The organism is Streptomyces sp. NPDC002602, assembly GCF_042889445.1.
In the GTDB taxonomy this organism is placed as follows: Bacteria; Actinomycetota; Actinomycetes; order Streptomycetales; family Streptomycetaceae; genus Streptomyces.
Genome location: NZ_JBIAQX010000006.1, coordinates 157,925 through 174,048, shown reverse-complemented (window position 1 = coordinate 174,048; position 16,124 = coordinate 157,925). Strand labels below are relative to the sequence as shown.

The 16,124-nt window shown below is 69.4% G+C and carries 15 protein-coding genes; 7 read left to right on the top strand and 8 right to left on the bottom strand.

What is annotated here, in order from left to right; genetic code table 11:
* Positions 1 to 128: 128 nt before the first annotated feature.
* The 7 genes from ACFYW3_RS19115 to trxA all read left to right on the top strand — a co-directional run bounded on the left by ACFYW3_RS19115 (position 129) and on the right by trxA (position 9,756).
* Positions 129 to 2,396: a DUF6049 family protein gene (locus tag ACFYW3_RS19115; protein WP_351749815.1), complete on the top strand. Its 2,268-nt coding sequence runs from the start codon at positions 129 to 131 to the stop codon at positions 2,394 to 2,396.
* A gap of 47 nt (positions 2,397 to 2,443) precedes the next feature.
* On the top strand, positions 2,444 to 4,621 hold the full coding sequence (gene murJ / locus ACFYW3_RS19110; RefSeq protein WP_351749813.1) for a murein biosynthesis integral membrane protein MurJ: 2,178 nt from the start codon (positions 2,444 to 2,446) through the stop codon (positions 4,619 to 4,621).
* Between the two features lie 117 nt (positions 4,622 to 4,738).
* Positions 4,739 to 6,469, top strand: a complete 1,731-nt coding sequence (locus tag ACFYW3_RS19105) for a protein kinase family protein (RefSeq protein ID WP_389386834.1) — start codon at positions 4,739 to 4,741, stop codon at positions 6,467 to 6,469.
* Between the two features lie 164 nt (positions 6,470 to 6,633).
* Positions 6,634 to 7,332, top strand: a complete 699-nt coding sequence (gene sigM, locus ACFYW3_RS19100; protein ID WP_389386833.1) for an RNA polymerase sigma factor SigM — start codon at positions 6,634 to 6,636, stop codon at positions 7,330 to 7,332.
* Positions 7,329 to 8,273 (top strand): anti-sigma factor family protein, encoded by a 945-nt coding sequence (locus ACFYW3_RS19095; RefSeq protein ID WP_389386832.1) that lies wholly within the window; start codon positions 7,329 to 7,331, stop codon positions 8,271 to 8,273. Before sigM ends, ACFYW3_RS19095 begins: the two co-directional genes overlap by 4 nt.
* 124 nt (positions 8,274 to 8,397) lie before the next feature.
* Positions 8,398 to 9,357, top strand: a complete 960-nt coding sequence (trxB, locus tag ACFYW3_RS19090; protein ID WP_389386831.1) for a thioredoxin-disulfide reductase — start codon at positions 8,398 to 8,400, stop codon at positions 9,355 to 9,357.
* A gap of 54 nt (positions 9,358 to 9,411) precedes the next feature.
* The gene (gene trxA, locus ACFYW3_RS19085) at positions 9,412 to 9,756 is read left to right on the top strand and encodes a thioredoxin (protein ID WP_053683941.1); all 345 of its coding nucleotides are present in this window, start codon (positions 9,412 to 9,414) and stop codon (positions 9,754 to 9,756) included.
* Between the two features lie 66 nt (positions 9,757 to 9,822).
* On the opposite strand, the gene ACFYW3_RS19080 is transcribed toward trxA, so the two are convergent.
* From ACFYW3_RS19080 to rnpA, 8 genes are all read right to left on the bottom strand, one after another.
* Positions 9,823 to 10,446, bottom strand: a complete 624-nt coding sequence (locus ACFYW3_RS19080; RefSeq protein WP_351749803.1) for a GNAT family N-acetyltransferase — start codon at positions 10,444 to 10,446, stop codon at positions 9,823 to 9,825.
* A gap of 90 nt (positions 10,447 to 10,536) precedes the next feature.
* A complete protein-coding gene (locus tag ACFYW3_RS19075) occupies positions 10,537 to 11,625 on the bottom strand; it encodes a ParB/RepB/Spo0J family partition protein (RefSeq protein WP_389386830.1) in 1,089 nt (362 codons plus the stop codon).
* Entirely contained in the window at positions 11,622 to 12,713 is a 1,092-nt protein-coding gene (locus tag ACFYW3_RS19070) for a ParA family protein (protein ID WP_389386829.1), read from the bottom strand. The genes ACFYW3_RS19075 and ACFYW3_RS19070 overlap by 4 nt, the downstream gene beginning before the upstream one ends.
* Before the next feature lie 285 nt (positions 12,714 to 12,998).
* Complete coding sequence (rsmG, locus tag ACFYW3_RS19065) at positions 12,999 to 13,715, bottom strand: 16S rRNA (guanine(527)-N(7))-methyltransferase RsmG (RefSeq protein ID WP_351749798.1); 717 nt, start codon at positions 13,713 to 13,715, stop codon at positions 12,999 to 13,001.
* Positions 13,716 to 13,824: 109 nt separating this feature from the next.
* A complete protein-coding gene (locus ACFYW3_RS19060) occupies positions 13,825 to 14,334 on the bottom strand; it encodes a R3H domain-containing nucleic acid-binding protein (protein WP_053683933.1) in 510 nt (169 codons plus the stop codon).
* A 14-nt stretch (positions 14,335 to 14,348) separates the two neighbouring features.
* Entirely contained in the window at positions 14,349 to 15,455 is a 1,107-nt protein-coding gene (gene yidC, locus ACFYW3_RS19055; protein ID WP_351749796.1) for a membrane protein insertase YidC, read from the bottom strand.
* 3 nt (positions 15,456 to 15,458) lie between these two features.
* On the bottom strand, positions 15,459 to 15,740 hold the full coding sequence (gene yidD, locus ACFYW3_RS19050) for a membrane protein insertion efficiency factor YidD (protein ID WP_078950077.1): 282 nt from the start codon (positions 15,738 to 15,740) through the stop codon (positions 15,459 to 15,461).
* Positions 15,737 to 16,111, bottom strand: a complete 375-nt coding sequence (gene rnpA / locus ACFYW3_RS19045) for a ribonuclease P protein component (protein WP_351749794.1) — start codon at positions 16,109 to 16,111, stop codon at positions 15,737 to 15,739. The genes yidD and rnpA overlap by 4 nt, the downstream gene beginning before the upstream one ends.
* Positions 16,112 to 16,124: the final 13 nt, after the last annotated feature.

Sequence of the window (16,124 nt, the reverse complement as noted above, 5' to 3'; positions counted from 1 at the left end):
CCCCGCACCGGCGCGGAGTCGAAGCCGATCATGTGGAGCAAGGCGCGGCACTCGCGCACAGCGGGCCTCGTTACCATGCGTAGACGCACGAACGACGACCACTGACACTTCGAGGACGGGCGAAACGCGTGGCCGAGGCGGCAGAAATCCAGGGGGCGGTCCCGGCCCCTGCCCGGCGCCGCTGGCTGCGGCGGGCAGTCGTCATGCTCGCCGGGACACCGGTCCTGGCCGCTCTGGTCTATGCCCCCGCCCCACCCGCCCAGGCGGCCGAGTCCCCCGTGGACGTCCAGCTGAGCGAGGTGACACCCAGTGCTCCGGTCAAGACGGACACGCTGACCATTTCGGGCACCGTGGTGAACAACGGCGGCGAACCGATCAAGGGCGCGCACGTCGGCCTGCGGGTCGGGCCCGTCGTCGGTGACCGCTCGGCGATCGACGACGTCGCGGACCGCAGCGGCTTCCGGCCCGGCACCGATCCGGCCGAGATCGATCCCGCCTTCGCCGTGAAGATCGACTCGCTGCCCTCCAAGGTCAGCCGGGAATTCACGATCAAGGTCCCGATCAACAAACTGGACCTGGACAAGGACGGCGTCTACCAGCTCGGTGTCTCCGTGTCCGGGGAGACCGCCGGCCGCCCGTACGAGCAGGTCCTCGGCATCAAGCGGACCTTCCTTCCGTGGCAGCCCGAAACCGCGGCCAAGCGCTCCAACCTCACGTACGCGTGGCCGTTGATCTCCACCACCCGTGTGACGGCGGAGACCGGCTCGGACGAGACGCAGACCCCGGTCTTCATCGACGACTCCCTCGCGGCCGAGCTGGGACCCGCCGGCCGGCTCGGGCAGATGGTCTCGCTCGGCAAGGACCTCCCCATCACCTGGGTCATCGATCCCGACCTGCTCTACACGGTCGACGCGATGGCCAAGGGGTACCGGATCCGCAATCCCGACCCGGCCGGGAAGCCCATCCAGGGCAAGAACAAGGCCGTCGCGGAGAAGTGGCTGAGCGATCTCGAAACCGCGGTGCAGGGCAAGAAGGTCGTCGCGCTGCCCTTCGCCGACCCCGACATCGCCTCCCTCGCCCATCACGGCAAGGACGTGTCCGGCACCCTGGGCCAGCTGAGGCCGGCCACCGACAAGGCGAAGCAGGCCGTCGAGACGGTGCTGCACGTCACCCCGTCCACCGACTTCTCCTGGCCCGTGGACGGTGCCATCGACCCCTCGATCGTCAATGTCGCCACCTCGGCCGGTGCGCACAACGTGCTCACCCGCAGCGACAGCCTCCAGGAGAACGGCACCCTCGGTTACACGCCCTCGGCCGCCCGCCCCATCGGCGCGGGCACCACGGCCGTCGTCGCCGACGCCCAGCTCTCCACCGCCTTCCAGGGCGACATGCTCAGCGCCGGGAACTCGACCCTCGCCGTGCAGCGGTTCCTCGCCCAGACCCTGGCCCTCAACCTGCAGAACACCGAAGAGCAGCGCAGCTTCGTCGTCACCCCGCAGCGGATGCCATCCGTCAGCCAGGCGGGAACGATGGCCGCAGCCCTGCGCGGGCTCCAGAACGGGCGCTGGGCCCAGCCCTCCGATCTGGAGGCCGCGGCGGCCGCCAAGCCCGACCCCGGCGCGGCCACTCAGGTCCCGGGCGCCGGCCAGTACCCGGAGTCCCTGAGCAAGCAGGAGCTGCCGGTCTCGGCGTTCGAGAAGATCCGCACCACGCAGAACACCCTCGACCACTTCAAGGTCATCCTGGCGGCGCCGGAACGCGTGGAGATCCCCTTCGGGAACACCACCAACCGGGAGATGTCCACTTCCTGGCGGGGCCGCCCCGAAGAGGCCCGCGTGTACCGGGACCAGGTGCAGGAGTACCTGATCGGCCTGACCGAGAAGGTCAAGGTCATCCCCAAGTCGGACGCCACCCTGTCCGGACACAGCGCGACCATCCCGGTCAGTGTCCAGAACAGCCTGGTCCAGGACGTCCACAACCTGGTCCTGCGGGTGCGGTCGGCCAACCCCACCCGCCTGATGTTCGACGACAGCGGTGTCGCCGAGCAGGAGGTCACCGTCCAGGCCGACCACAGCCAGACCCTGAAGTTCACCGCCAACGCGACCGCGAGTGGTCCCGTGGAGGTCACCGCGCAGCTCTTCACGAAGCAGGGCGTTCCCTACGGCAAGGAGCGCAAGTTCACCGTCGAGGCGACCGAGGTCACCCCCACCGTGATGCTCGTCATCGCAGGTGGTGTGCTTCTCCTCGTGCTGGCCGGCATCAAGATGTACGCCAGTCGCAAGCGCGTGGCGGCCCGTACCGCGGTCGAGGAGAGCACGCAGCCGAGTGACGAGTCCCCGGACACCGAACCGCAAAGCGCGGGCGGGTCCGGCGCGGGTGAGACAGTGGACCGTTGATGCGATGCCGTGGCCGGTCGGCCTGGGGACGATGAGGTGGGGTTTCGATGAACGCGCCGTACGACGGTGACCGCGGGCAGGGCACTGGTGGGCCGTCGCCCGCGCAGGGCGCCGCTCCGGGTACCCCGGTGCCCGGGCAGGTCCCTCCGCCCGCACCCGCGCCGGATCACGACCCGTATGTCCAGGATGCCTACGACTACGACCCGTACCGGTCCCAGGACCTGTCCGCACAGGACCCGGTCACCGAGGTCATGTACGACCGGGCCTCTCACCCCCCGCCGCCGCCGGGTACCTACCAGGAGGCCGGACCGCTCTACGCGGCCCCACAGGCGCCCTCCCACGGCCCGGATCCACGTGTCTGGGCCCAGACCCCGCCGCCCGAGCCGGACGGTCCGTCCCGCCACATGCCGTACGGGGACCACGCCACGACCACCCGGTTCGTCGGTGTGGACTCGCTCGTGACCGAGACCGCGGACGACCAGCCGCCGCCCGACGCCTTCGCGCACCTCTACCGGGACCAGGAAGCCGCACCGCGGACGGTCACCGAGGAGGCGCCCGTCGCCACCCCGGCACCGACCAAGCCCGCCGGGAAGGCCTCCGGCCTGCTCAAGTCCAGCGCGCTGATGGCCGCCGGCACGATCGTCTCCCGCATCACCGGTTTCCTGCGCACCCTCGTGATCGGCGGCGCCATCGGCGTCGTCACCCTGAACGACACCTACCAGGTCGCCAACACACTGCCGACGATGATCTACGTCCTCGTCGGCGGCGGTGCGCTGAACGCGGTCTTCATCCCGCAGCTCGTCCGCGCGATGAAGAACGACGAGGACGGCGGGGAGGCGTACGCCAACCGGCTGCTGACCCTGGTCATGGTCCTGCTGGGCGCGGTCACCGTCATCTGCGTGCTCGCGGCCCCGGTGTTCATCACGATGATGTCGCCGACGATCGCCGACAACCCTGACCGGATGGACGTCGCGGTCTCCTTCGCCCACTACTGCCTGCCCACCATGTTCTTCATGGGCGTGCACGTGGTCCTCGGTCAGATCCTCAACGCCCGCGGTCGGTTCGGCGCGATGATGTGGACGCCGGTCCTCAACAACGTGGTCGTCATCGCCACGTTCGGCGCCTTCATCTGGGCGTTCGGCGGGTTCACCTCCACCGGCATGAACGAATCCGGCATCACCCCCGAAGGCGTGCGCCTGTTGGGTCTGGGCACCCTGCTCGGCCTCGTGGTCCAATCCCTCGCGATGATTCCGTACCTGCGCGACGCCGGCTTCAGGCCCCGCCTGCGCTTCGACTGGAAGGGCCACGGCCTGGGCAAGGCCGCGGGCCTGGCCAAGTGGACGTTCTTCTTCGTCCTCGCCAACCAGATCGGTCTCGTCGTCGTCACCCAGCTCGCCACCTGGGCGGGCGAGGTCGCCGCCAAGCAGGGCCACGGCGGTACCGGCATCACCGGCTACAACTACGCGCTGCTGCTGTGGCAGATGCCCCAGGCCATCATCACCGTCTCGGTCATGACCGCGGTCCTGCCGCGCATCTCCCGTTCCGCCCACGACGGCGACGCCGCCGCGGTCCGCGACGACATCTCCTACGGTCTGCGCACCTCAGCCGTCGCGATCGTGCCCTGCGCCTTCGCGTTCCTCGCGCTCGGTGTCCCCATGGCCACGCTGCTCTACGCCGGCTCCGGCGCCGACGACGCCCAGAACATCGGCTTCATCCTCATGGCCTTCGGCCTTGGCCTGATCCCGTACTCCGTGCAGTACGTCGTCCTGCGCGGCTTCTACGCCTACGAGGACACCCGGACGCCCTTCTACAACACGGTCATCGTCGCCGCCGTGAACGCGGGCGTCTCGGTCATCGCCTTCCTGGTCCTCCCCGAGCGCTGGGCCGTCGTCGGCATGGCCGCCGCCTACGGCCTCGGCTACGCGGTCGGTGTCGGCGTGGCCTGGCGCCGGCTGCGCACCCGGCTCGGCGGCGATCTCGACGGTGCCCACGTGATGCGCACCTACACCCGTCTCATCGGAGCCTGCGTCCCCGCCGCCGCCGTGGCGGGCGCCGTGGCGTACGGGGTCACCCAGTGGTTGGGGAACGGAGCAGGCGGCTCCCTCGCGGCGCTGGTCACCGGCTTCATCGCCCTGGCCGCCGTCTTCCTCGTCGCCGCGAAGCGGATGCGCGTCGAAGAGCTCAACTCGATGGTCGGAATGGTCCGCGGACGTTTGGGTCGCTGATGCGCACAACCGTCGGGCCCCATCGCGTGTCGTGCATAGCGTCGGACTGTGGGCACAATTGGCATGGCTTCGCAGACTGGCCGACAGCGCGCAACGGATGGGGAGGCAGGGACGACGGTGGCGGAACGTAGCACAGCTGCCGTCGACGTGGCCGACAACGGCGGCGACGAGCCGTCGGCCGCAGAGGCGGCCAAGGCCACGGCCGACGGGGTGGACACGCAGAACGGACGAGCCGCGGACGGTTCCATGCCCGAAACGGATGGCGAACGCATCAACCCGGCCCCGGTGGCCGCACCCGAACTCCACAGCGGTCACAAGCTCGCCAGGCGCTACCGGCTGGAGGAGTGCGTCACCCGTCTGGACGGATTCAGCAGTTGGCGCGCGATGGACGAGAAGCTCCGCCGCGCGGTGGGCGTCCACCTGCTGCCCGCCGACCACCCCCGGGCGCGGGCCGTCCTGGCCGCCGCCCGCTCCTCCGCCCTGCTCGGTGACCCCCGGTTCGTCCAGGTCCTCGACGCCGTGGAGGAGAACGACCTGGTCTACGTCGTCCACGAGTGGCTGCCCGACGCCACCGAGTTGACTTCGATCCTCGCCCTGGGGCCGCTTGAGGCCCACGAGGCCTACCAGCTGGTCAGTCAGGTCTCCCAGGCCATGACCGCCGCGCACCGCGAGGGTCTGGCCCATCTGCGGCTGACGCCCAGCGCGATACTCCGCACCTCCTCCGGCCAGTACCGGATCCGCGGGCTCGCCGTGAACGCCGCCCTGCGCGGCATCACCAGCGACACCCCGCAGCAGGCCGACACCGAGGCCGTGGGCGCGCTCCTGTACGCCGCCCTCACCCAGCGCTGGCCGTACGAGAACGACGCGTACGGCCTCGCGGGCCTGCCCAAGGGGGTCGGCCTGATCGCTCCCGATCAGGTGCGCGCCGGCGTCCACCGAGGCCTCGGCGAGCTCGCCATGAGGGCCCTCGCCAACGACGGGGCCACGGCCTCTCGTCAGGAGCCCGCCTTCACCACCCCGGAGGAGCTGGCCAAGGCGGTCGCGGCGATGCCCCGCATCCGGCCGCCGGAGCCCGCCTTCACGGCGCCGCCCGAGTACCAGCAGACCACCTACCAGCAGGGCAGCTACGGACGGCCCACGCCCATGGGCCTGCCGACCGTCCAGAACCACTCCGTCACGCCCCCGCCGCCCCCGCTGCAGAGCCGCACCGGCCGCGCCCTCAAGTGGAGCGTCGCCGCCCTGCTGATCGTCGCGCTCGGTCTGGGCAGTTGGCAGCTCGCCGACACCCTCCTGGACCGCATCAACCGGGGCGGCAACAACGGCGGCGAGAACAACACGCAGACGGACTCGACGGACGACACTCCGAAGAAGCCGGAGCCGGCCAAGCCCCTCAAGATCACGCGGGCTCAAGTGATCGCCTTCGGCGGGTCCGGAGTGAAGCCCGAGACGGCCGGAAACAGCGTCGACGGTGATGCCTCCTCCGCCTGGATCACTCCCCGCTACCAGAACTACCCCAAGTTCGGGAACCTCGAAGAGAACGGCAGCGGCATCATCGTCGATCTCGGGAGCGTCCAGAACGTCTCCGAGATCGACGTGGACTTCTACGTGGCCGGACAGCGCGCCGAGATGCGCGGCGCGGCGCCGGAGGCTTCCGCACCCGACTCCCTGTCCGCGTTCCCCCAGCAGATCACCAAGCTGGAGAAGGCCGACAAGAAGCTCCAGGCCACATTGGACACCCCGGTTCGAACCCGCTACGTGCTGATCCACATCACGGAGCTGCCGGACGACGGAACGGGCGGGTACCGCGGTGGCATCAGCGAGATCAAGGTACTCGGCCGCCCCTCCTGAGCCCCACCCCCGTGTGATGAAGCCGCCGCGCCGAAAGGGCCTCCACCCCTTCGGCAGCGCGGCTTCCTCATGTCGGCCGCGACCCGCGCGCGCCCCCGATCACCCGGTGGCCCTCGTGCTCGACCCACGCAGGCCCTAATCTCCATCCCGGAAGGGAGCGAGGTGTGACGCACGAAACAACGGCCGACGGCCACAGCGACCAGGAACTGCTGGCCCTGCACGTCGACGGGGACCCCGACGCCTTCGGCGAACTCGTACGCCGTCACCGCGACCGGTTGTGGGCCGTCGCCCTGCGCACCCTCGGCGACCGCGAGGAGGCGGCCGACGCCGTGCAGGACGCCCTGGTCTCCGCCTACCGGGCCGCCCACACGTTCCGGGGAGACTCGGCGGTCACGACCTGGCTGCACCGGATCACCGTGAACGCCTGCCTCGACCGCGCCCGCAAGGCGGCCACCCGCAAGACCTCCCCGCTCGACGACACGGAGCGGCTGGAGCGGCTCCTGGAGCCCCACGAGTCCGCGGAGGCCCCCGCGGAACGCCAGGACCTCCATCGCGAGCTACTGGCCGCCCTCGGCACCCTCCCGGCCGATCAGCGGGCCGCGCTGGTCCTCGTCGACATGCAGGGATACCCCGTCGCCGAGGCCGCCCGCCTGCTCGACGTGCCGACCGGCACCGTGAAGAGCCGCTGTGCGCGGGGCCGGGCGAAACTCGTCCCGCTGCTCACTCATCTGCGCACGAATGCCGGGGATAACACCGCCACCGAGCGGGGAAGGAACCGGACGCCGGGCACATCCGTCCCACCAGCGGCAGACCCCCGGCATCCAGACCCAGACGCAGTGAAGGGCGGAGGTGGACGTCCGTGAGCCCCACAACCGGCACGATCCGGCACCCGGACGTCTCGGAGATCTCCGACCTGACCGAAGGGCTGCTCTCGCCGTCGCGTGCCGTCGAGGTACGCCGGCACCTCGACACATGCGCCCTGTGCGCCGACGTCCGTGCCTCCCTGGAGGAAATCCGCTCCCTGCTCGGCACTCTTCCGGGTCCCCCCCGGATGCCGTCCGACGTCGCGGGCCGGATCGACGCGGCTCTCGCCGCCGAAGCGCTGCTCGGGTCCACGGCACACCGCGCCGAGCCCGAGGCCGCCCAAGCGCCCGAGAACAAGGACGACAGCAAGAGCGACAGCGATGTTTCACGTGAAACATCGCCCTCCCGGGTCCCCGGATCCGAGGCCCGCCGACCCGGTGGTCACCCGGCCGGCCCAACCGGCCCCGGCCGTCGCCGCGCCCGCCGCCGGATCGCGGTCATCGCCGGACTGGCCGGAGCGGCGGCCTGCGCTCTCGGAATCCTCTTCGTCAACGGCCTCGACGACACACGTCCCCAGAGCACCGCCGGTCGCAGCGACGCGGCGACCTCGACCGGTCGGTCCGACGAGGGCACCTACACCGCACAGGGACTCCAGGACAACGTCCGGCAACTGCTCGCCTCGGCGAAGCAAGACCCTGGCGTACAGGGGGAGAAGAACAACACATACGGAATGGAGAACGCTCCTCCTTCCGGGGTGGCTCCCTCCGACCGGCGGGCCGCGCCGGTCCCCCCGTGCGTGCAGGCCGCCACCGGCCGACCCGACACCCCGATCGCCACCGAACGCGGCACCTACCGGGGCACCGACGTGTACCTGGTCGTGCTCCCGCACCCAGGCGACCCCGCCAGGGCGGACGCCTATCTGGTCGACGCCGGCTGCGGTCGCACCCCCGCGGCAGCCCCGGGAAAGCCCCTCCTGACCGGGACCTACCCGCGGACCTGACACGTTCGGGACGGCACGCGGAAAAGTGGGGAATGCGCGCGCCGTAGGATCCGTTGGGTGGGGTGAAGGTCCGCACCGGCCCCCGGTAGGCAGCACGCAGTCCGCAGAGACGAGGAAAGAACCCGTGAGCGACGTACGAAACGTGATCATCATCGGCTCCGGGCCGGCCGGTTACACGGCCGCCCTGTACACCGCACGCGCTTCGCTCAACCCCTTGGTCTTCGAGGGCGCCGTCACCGCCGGCGGTGCGCTCATGAACACCACCGAGGTCGAGAACTTCCCCGGCTTCCAGGACGGCATCATGGGGCCTGAACTCATGGACAACATGCGCGGTCAGGCCGAGCGCTTCGGTGCCGAGCTGGTCCCCGACGACGTCGTGGCCGTGGACCTCACCGGTGACATCAAGACCGTCACCGACACGGCCGGCACCGTCCACCGTGCCAAGGCCGTCATCGTCACCACCGGTTCCCAGCACCGCAAGCTCGGCCTGCCGAACGAGGACACCCTCTCCGGCCGCGGAGTCTCCTGGTGCGCCACCTGTGACGGGTTCTTCTTCAAGGACCAGGACATCGCCGTCGTCGGCGGCGGCGACACCGCGATGGAGGAGGCGACCTTCCTCTCCCGCTTTGCCAAGAGCGTCACCATCGTCCACCGTCGTGACAGCCTGCGCGCCTCCAAGACCATGCAGGACCGCGCCTTCGCCGACCCGAAGATCAAGTTCGCCTGGGACAGCGAGGTCGCCGAGATCCACGGCGAGCAGAAGCTCTCCGGCCTCACCCTGCGCAACACCAAGACCGGTGAGACCTCCGAGCTGCCCGTGACCGGCCTCTTCATCGCCGTCGGCCACGACCCGCGTACCGAGCTCTTCACGGGGCAGTTGGACCTGGACGACGAGGGCTACCTCAAGGTCGCCGCACCGTCCACGCGCACCAACCTCGCCGGTGTCTTCGGCGCCGGCGACGTCGTGGACCACACGTACCGCCAGGCGATCACCGCCGCCGGCACCGGCTGCTCGGCCGCCCTCGACGCGGAGCGCTTCCTCGCCGCGGTCGCGGACGCCGAGAAGGCCCACGCGGCCGTCTGATCCAGCACCACCCCACACCCCGCACACCCCGCAGAAGGAAATAAGGAGGCCGCTGTGGCCGGCACCCTCAAGACCGTGACCGACGCCAGCTTCGATCAGGACGTCCTGGCCAGTGACAAGCCCGTCCTGGTGGACTTCTGGGCCGAATGGTGCGGCCCGTGCCGCCAGATCGCCCCGTCCCTGGAGGCCATCGCGGCCGAGTACGGCGACGAGATCGAGATCGTCAAGCTGAACATCGACCAGAACCCGGACACCGCCGCCAAGTACGGCGTCATGTCCATCCCGACCCTGAACGTCTACCAGGGCGGCGAGGTCGTCAAGACCATCGTCGGTGCCAAGCCGAAGGCCGCCATCCTGCGCGACCTCGATGGTTTCGTCACCATCAAGCCCGTCGGCTGATCCACCGCTTGTTTCACGTGAAACGGGGCCGCCCCTTGAAGGGGCGGCCCCGTTCGCATACCCGGTTCACGACGGACGCAGCGCCGGCTCCTTGCGCGCCCTGGCTCCGCCCAACAGCCGATCCAGTGCCAGCTCCACGTCTTCCTTCCACGAAAGCGTCGACCGCAGCTCCAGCCGCAACCTCGGGTGCGCCGGATGCGGCCGTACCGTCTTGAAGCCCACCGACAGAAGATGGTCCGCCGGCAACAGACAGGCCGGGCGTTCCCAGCGCGCGTCCCCGAACGCCTCGATCGCCCGGAAGCCCCGCCTCAGCAGGTCCTTCGCGACCGTCTGGACCATGACCCGCCCCAGACCCTGGCCCTGATATCCGGGCATGATCCACGCCGTGATCAACTGCACCGCGTCCGGAGACACCGGGCTGGTGGGGAACGAAGCGGCCCTCGGCACATACGCCGGCGGTGCGTACAGCACGAAGCCCACCGGCACCTCGTCGACGTAGACCACTCGGCCGCACGAGCCCCACTCCAGCAGGACGGCGGAGATCCAGGCCTCCTTCTCCAGCTCCGGAGTACCCGCCTTCACGGCGGCCTCACCGGTGACCGGATCGAGCTCCCAGAACACGCAGGCGCGGCAACGTCGGGGCAGATCCTGGAGGTTGTCCAGCGTGAGCGGCACCAACCGACGACCCATACACGCATCGTATCCGCTGCGACAAAGGGGCGGGTCGTACCGGACAACCGGCACGACCCGCCCCTCGGCTCCGCCATCGAAGCCCTGCTTCTACTCCCCGGAGAGACCCTGGTCGAGCACCCGGCCCTCGCCCGGTGCGAGCGTCCCCAGAATCCGCTCCAGATCCTCCATCGAGGCGAACTCGACGGTGATCTTGCCCTTCTTCTGGCCCAGGTCCACCTTCACCCGAGTCTCGAACCTGTCGGACAGCCGCGTCGCCAACTCGCTCAGCGCCGGCGCCACCCGGGCACCCGCCCGGGGACCCTTCGGCTTCACGCCGCTCGCCGGCTCCGAGCCCATCAGCGTCACGATCTCCTCGACCGCGCGCACCGACAGCCCCTCGGCCACGATCCGGTGCGCCAGCTTGTCCTGGAGCTCGGAGTCCTCCACGGACAGGAGGGCCCGCGCGTGACCGGCGGACAGGACACCCGCCGCGACCCGGCGCTGCACCGAGGCGGAAAGCCTCAGCAGTCGCAACGTGTTCGACACCTGCGGACGCGAACGCCCGATCCGGTCAGCCAACTGGTCATGCGTGCAGTTGAAGTCCTTGAGCAGTTGGTCGTACGCCGCCGCCTCCTCCAGCGGATTGAGCTGCGCACGGTGCAGGTTCTCCAGAAGCGCGTCCAGCAGCAGCTTCTCGTCGTCCGTGGCCCGGATGATCGCCGGGATGGAGTCCAGCCCGGCCTCCCGGCACGCCCGCCAACGCCGCTCGCCCATGATCAACTCATAGCGGCCCGGCGCGGACTGCCGCACCACCACCGGCTGGAGCAGGCCCACCTCCTGGATGGAGGTCACCAGCTCCGCCAACGCGTCCTCGTCGAACACATCACGCGGCTGGCGCGGGTTCGGCACGATCGCGTCCATCGGAAGCTCCGCGAACGTCGCCCCGGCCACCGCATTGGCCGTCGGCGCCGCCTGCTCCGGCACCCGCACCGGCGTGGCCGCCTCCGATGTTTCACGTGAAACATCGGCTTGTGCCAGCGCGGCGAGCTTCGCCGCCGCGATACCGCGTTCGGACGTCAGCACCTGCCCGGCCGGCGAAGACGTCGAACCGTCCCCGGCCACCGGCGTCCTCTCCTGCGGAGCTGCGGGAATCAGCGCGCCGAGCCCCCGTCCCAGCCCCCTACGTCGCTCACTCACTGGATCCCCTCCGCCATGCTCTGCGTGCTGTCGACGCCTGCGCCCACATGGGCGTGTTGGGCGTCGTAATGGATTCCGGCCCCCCGCAGCGCGATCTCCCGCGCGGCTTCCAGGTAGGAAAGGGCTCCGCTGGAGCCCGGGTCGTACGTGAGAACCGTCTGCCCGTAGCTCGGCGCCTCGGAGATGCGCACCGAGCGCGGGATGCTGGTCCTCAGCACCTCCTTGCCGAAGTGCGTGCGCACCTCGTCCGCCACCTGCGAGGCCAGCCGCGTCCTGCCGTCGTACATGGTCAGCAGGATCGTCGACACGTGCAGTGTCGGGTTCAGGTGAGCCCGCACCAGATCGACGTTGCGCAGCAGCTGCCCCAGACCCTCCAGTGCGTAGTACTCGCACTGGATCGGGATCAGTACCTCGGCGCCCGCGACCATGGCGTTCACCGTCAGCAGCCCCAGTGAGGGCGGGCAGTCGATCAGGATGTAGTCCAGCGGCTGCTCGTACGCCTGGATCGCCCGCTGGAGCCGGCTCTCGCGGGCCACCAGCGACACCAGCTCGATCTCGGCACCCGCCAGGTCGATCGTCGCCGGGGCGCAGAACAGGCCCTCCACGTCCAGCACCGGCTGGACGACCTCCAGCAGGGGCCGGCTGTCCACGAGAACGTCGTAGATGGACGGCACGTCCGCGTGGTGGTCGATGCCCAGGGCCGTCGAGGCGTTGCCCTGCGGGTCGAGGTCGATCACCAGCACCCGCGCACCGTGCAGGGCCAGCGAGGCCGCCAGATTCACGGTCGTCGTGGTCTTGCCCACGCCGCCCTTCTGGTTCGCCACCACCATGACCCGCGTCTGCGCGGGTCGGGGCAGGCGTTCACCCGCACGGCCCAGCGCGTCGACCGCGATCTGGGCGGCTCGACCGATGGGTGTGTCTTCGTTGTCCACCAGGGGCGGAGGCGATGTTTCACGTGAAACATCCTCGCCCGGCGATTCAGAGCGGGGACCAGGGACCGGATCGGCCATCGGCCCCGCGAGGTTGGCGTCGGACCGCACGGTGTCACTCTCCTCGACATCAGGCTCGCGATGAACAGAGCCTGCCATGTCACCGGGGCCGCGAACCAGCGGGGCCCGAACTCCTGTGGATGAATCCACCGATGTGGACAACTCCGTCCCCCCTGCGGCCTTGCGTTCGCGAGGGGACGCGGCCGCACGACCGCGGCTGATGATTCCGTGCAGCAGAGAGCGACGTTTCACGTGAAACACGATGCCCGGACGGAGTCTCAAGCTCCCTCCGACACTCCGGCACCCCTGCCGATAGGCCCCAACACGCCTGAAATCCCCGCAGAACGCACGGGGATTTCAGTGGTCGGTGGTGCTCGACGTCCGTCAGCGGCGGCGGCGCGTACGGCTCACCCGGGCGGCCTTGGCCCGTTTGGCAGCGAACCTCACCCCACCAGGGCTTTCTCCCACCTCGACCCGCACCACCGTGGACAGGGGGTCCACGACGCCCTCGCCCACGTGCAGCACCGAGGTCTTCACCACACCGAGCTTCGCCAGCGCGACCTTCGCCGCCACCAGCTCCTCCTCGGCGGTGTCACCCTTGAGCGCCAGCATCTCGCCGTACGGGCGCAGCAGGGGGACACCCCAGCCGGCCAGCCGGTCCAGCGGAGCCACCGCGCGCGCCGTCACCACGTGCACGGGCTGCACCTTGCCGAGGACCTCCTCGGCCCGGCCGCGCACCACGGTGACGTGGTCGAGGCCCAGAAGCTCCACGGCTTCCTGGAGGAAGTTCGTCCGACGCAGCAACGGTTCCAGCAACGTGATCTTCAGATCCCGGCGCACCAGCGCCAGGGGGATGCCTGGGAGACCGGCGCCGGAGCCCACATCGCACACGGTGACGCCCTCGGGCACGACCTCGGAGAGGACCGCGCAGTTCAACAGGTGCCGCTCCCACAACCTGGGCACCTCACGCGGGCCGATCAGACCGCGCTGGACCCCCGCGTCCGCCAGCAGCTCCGCGTACCGCACGGCTTCCGGGAAAAACTCGCCGAATACCGCACGCGCCTCTTCGGGCGCCGGGGGAAGCTCAGCTGCCTCCGTCACGGGGACCGTCCTTCCGTACAGACTCACTCTTCGAACAACGGGCACTGCCAGGCTTACAAACATCGGCCCCGCCTGCGACACAGACGGGGCCGACCTCACGCTCTTCCGATCAGGCCGGAAGCACAACGACGAAGCGCTGCGGCTCCTCGCCCTCGGACTCGCTCTTCAGGCCGGCGGCCGCCACGGCGTCGTGAACGACCTTGCGCTCGAACGGGGTCATGGGAGCCAGCTTCAGCGGCTCACCGGAGGCCTTCACGTCCGCCGCGGCCTGGGCGCCGATCACGGCCAGTTCCTCGCGCTTCTTGGCGCGGAACCCGGCGATGTCCAGCATCAGACGGCTGCGGTCCCCGGTCTCGCGGTGCACGGCGAGGCGGGTCAGTTCCTGCAGGGCCTCCAGGACCTCACCGTCGCGGCCCACGAGCTTCTGCAGGTCGCGAGCCGAGTCGCTGACGATCGACACCGCGGCGCGGTCCGCCTCGACGTCCATGTCGATGTCGCCGTCCAGGTCGGCGATGTCCAGCAGGCCCTCAAGGTAGTCGGCCGCGATCTCGCCCTCCTGCTCGAGGCGGGTGAGGGTGTCGCCGCCCTCAGCGGCGGCGGTGGTGGTGCCTTCCGTCACGGGAGGGGCTCCTTCTACTTCTTGGAGGGCTTGCTGGGGGGCGTCTGACGCTTCGACTTGGTCTGCCGCTTGGGCTGCTGCCGCTTGGTCGCGACACCGCCGCTCGCCGCGTCCTCATCGGCCGTGGCCTCAGAACTCTTGATCACGGAGCCGTCCGCCTGTGCGGCCATGCCCTGCTTCGTCAGCGCGGTGATGAACTTGCGCTCGTTGTCGTTGCGGTCCGGGCCCTTGGCGACGATCGCGGCGACGATCTTCTTCTTGCCGCGGCCCTTGATGGCACCGTGCGTGGTGACGTGCTTGACCAGACGGGTCAGGTACTGGTCCTGGGCCTTGCTTCCCGGCGTCGGGTTCTGGTTGATCACGTACATCTGCTGGCCCATGGTCCACAGGTTCGTGGTCAGCCAGTAGACGAGGACACCGACGGGGAAGTTGATGCCCATGACGGCGAAGATCACCGGGAAGATGTACATCAGCATCTTCTGCTGCTGCATGAACGGCGTCTTGACCGAGAGGTCGACGTTCTTCTGCATCAGCTGGCGCTGCGTGTAGAACTGCGACAGCGACATCATCACGATCATGACCGCGGTCACGACGCGGACGCTGGTCACCGAGGCGTCCAGGCTCGCGATCTTCTCGGCGCTGTCCGTGAACTTCGCGGCGAGCGGGGCTCCGAAGATGTGCGCCTTCTGGGCGCTCACCAGCAGCGTCTCGTTGATGTAGCCGATCGGCTTGCCGTTGGCGATGTTCGCGAGCACGTGGTAGAGCGCGAAGAAGAACGGCGACTGCGCGAGGATGGGAAGGCACGAGGAGAGCGGGTTGGTACCCGTCTCCTTGTACAGCTTCATCATCTCTTCGGACTGACGCTGCTTGTCGTTCTTGTAGCGCTCCTGGATCGCCTTCATCTTCGGCTGGAGCGCCTGCATGCCACGCGTCGACTTGATCTGCTTCACGAAGAGCGGGATCAGGCAGATACGAATCAAGATCACCAAGGACACGATGGACAGGCCCCAGGCCCATCCACTGTCGGCGCCGAAGATCGCGCCGTACACCGTGTGGAACTGGACGATGATCCATGACACGGGTGTGGTGATAAAGCTGAACAGACTGGCAATCGTGTCCACTAATCAGGCTCCTTGAGCATTGCGAGATCTACGCAACGCACTGCGCAGCTGCTCGTGCCAACGCGGGCGTTTCCGGGGTGGGACATGATCCACACCGCCCGGGGACCACGGATTGCACCGCAGGATCCGCCAGGCGGTCAGAACCGTCCCCTTCACCGCACCATGCCGGTCGATGGCCGTGAACCCGTAGTGCGAGCACGAGGGGTAGTAACGGCACACCGGCCCGAGCAGCGGACTGATCGTCCACTGGTACAGCTTGATCAAAGCGAGCAGCGGGTACTTCATCGAGCCGCGCCTCCCAGTAGCCGCTGCACGGCGGCGTCCAGGTCACGGGCCAGCTCGTCGAGGCCGGCATCACCCGAACCGGGCAAGGCCCGCACCACCACCAGGCTACCGGCGGGGAGCTGGGGGAGCCGTTCGCGGACAAGATGGCGCAAACGACGCTTGACCCGGTTGCGTACGACAGCGTTGCCGACAGCCTTGCTGACGACGAAACCCGCACGCGTCGAGGGATCGATCTCCCCCGGCTCGTGCGGGTCCGTTGCACCGCTGGTACGTAGGTGTACGACGAGAAGCGGGCGTCCTGCCCGCCGGCCCCGTCGTACCGCGCTCGCGAAGTCCTCGCGCCGCCTCAGCCGGTTTTCGGGAGACAGCACGACGTCACGACCT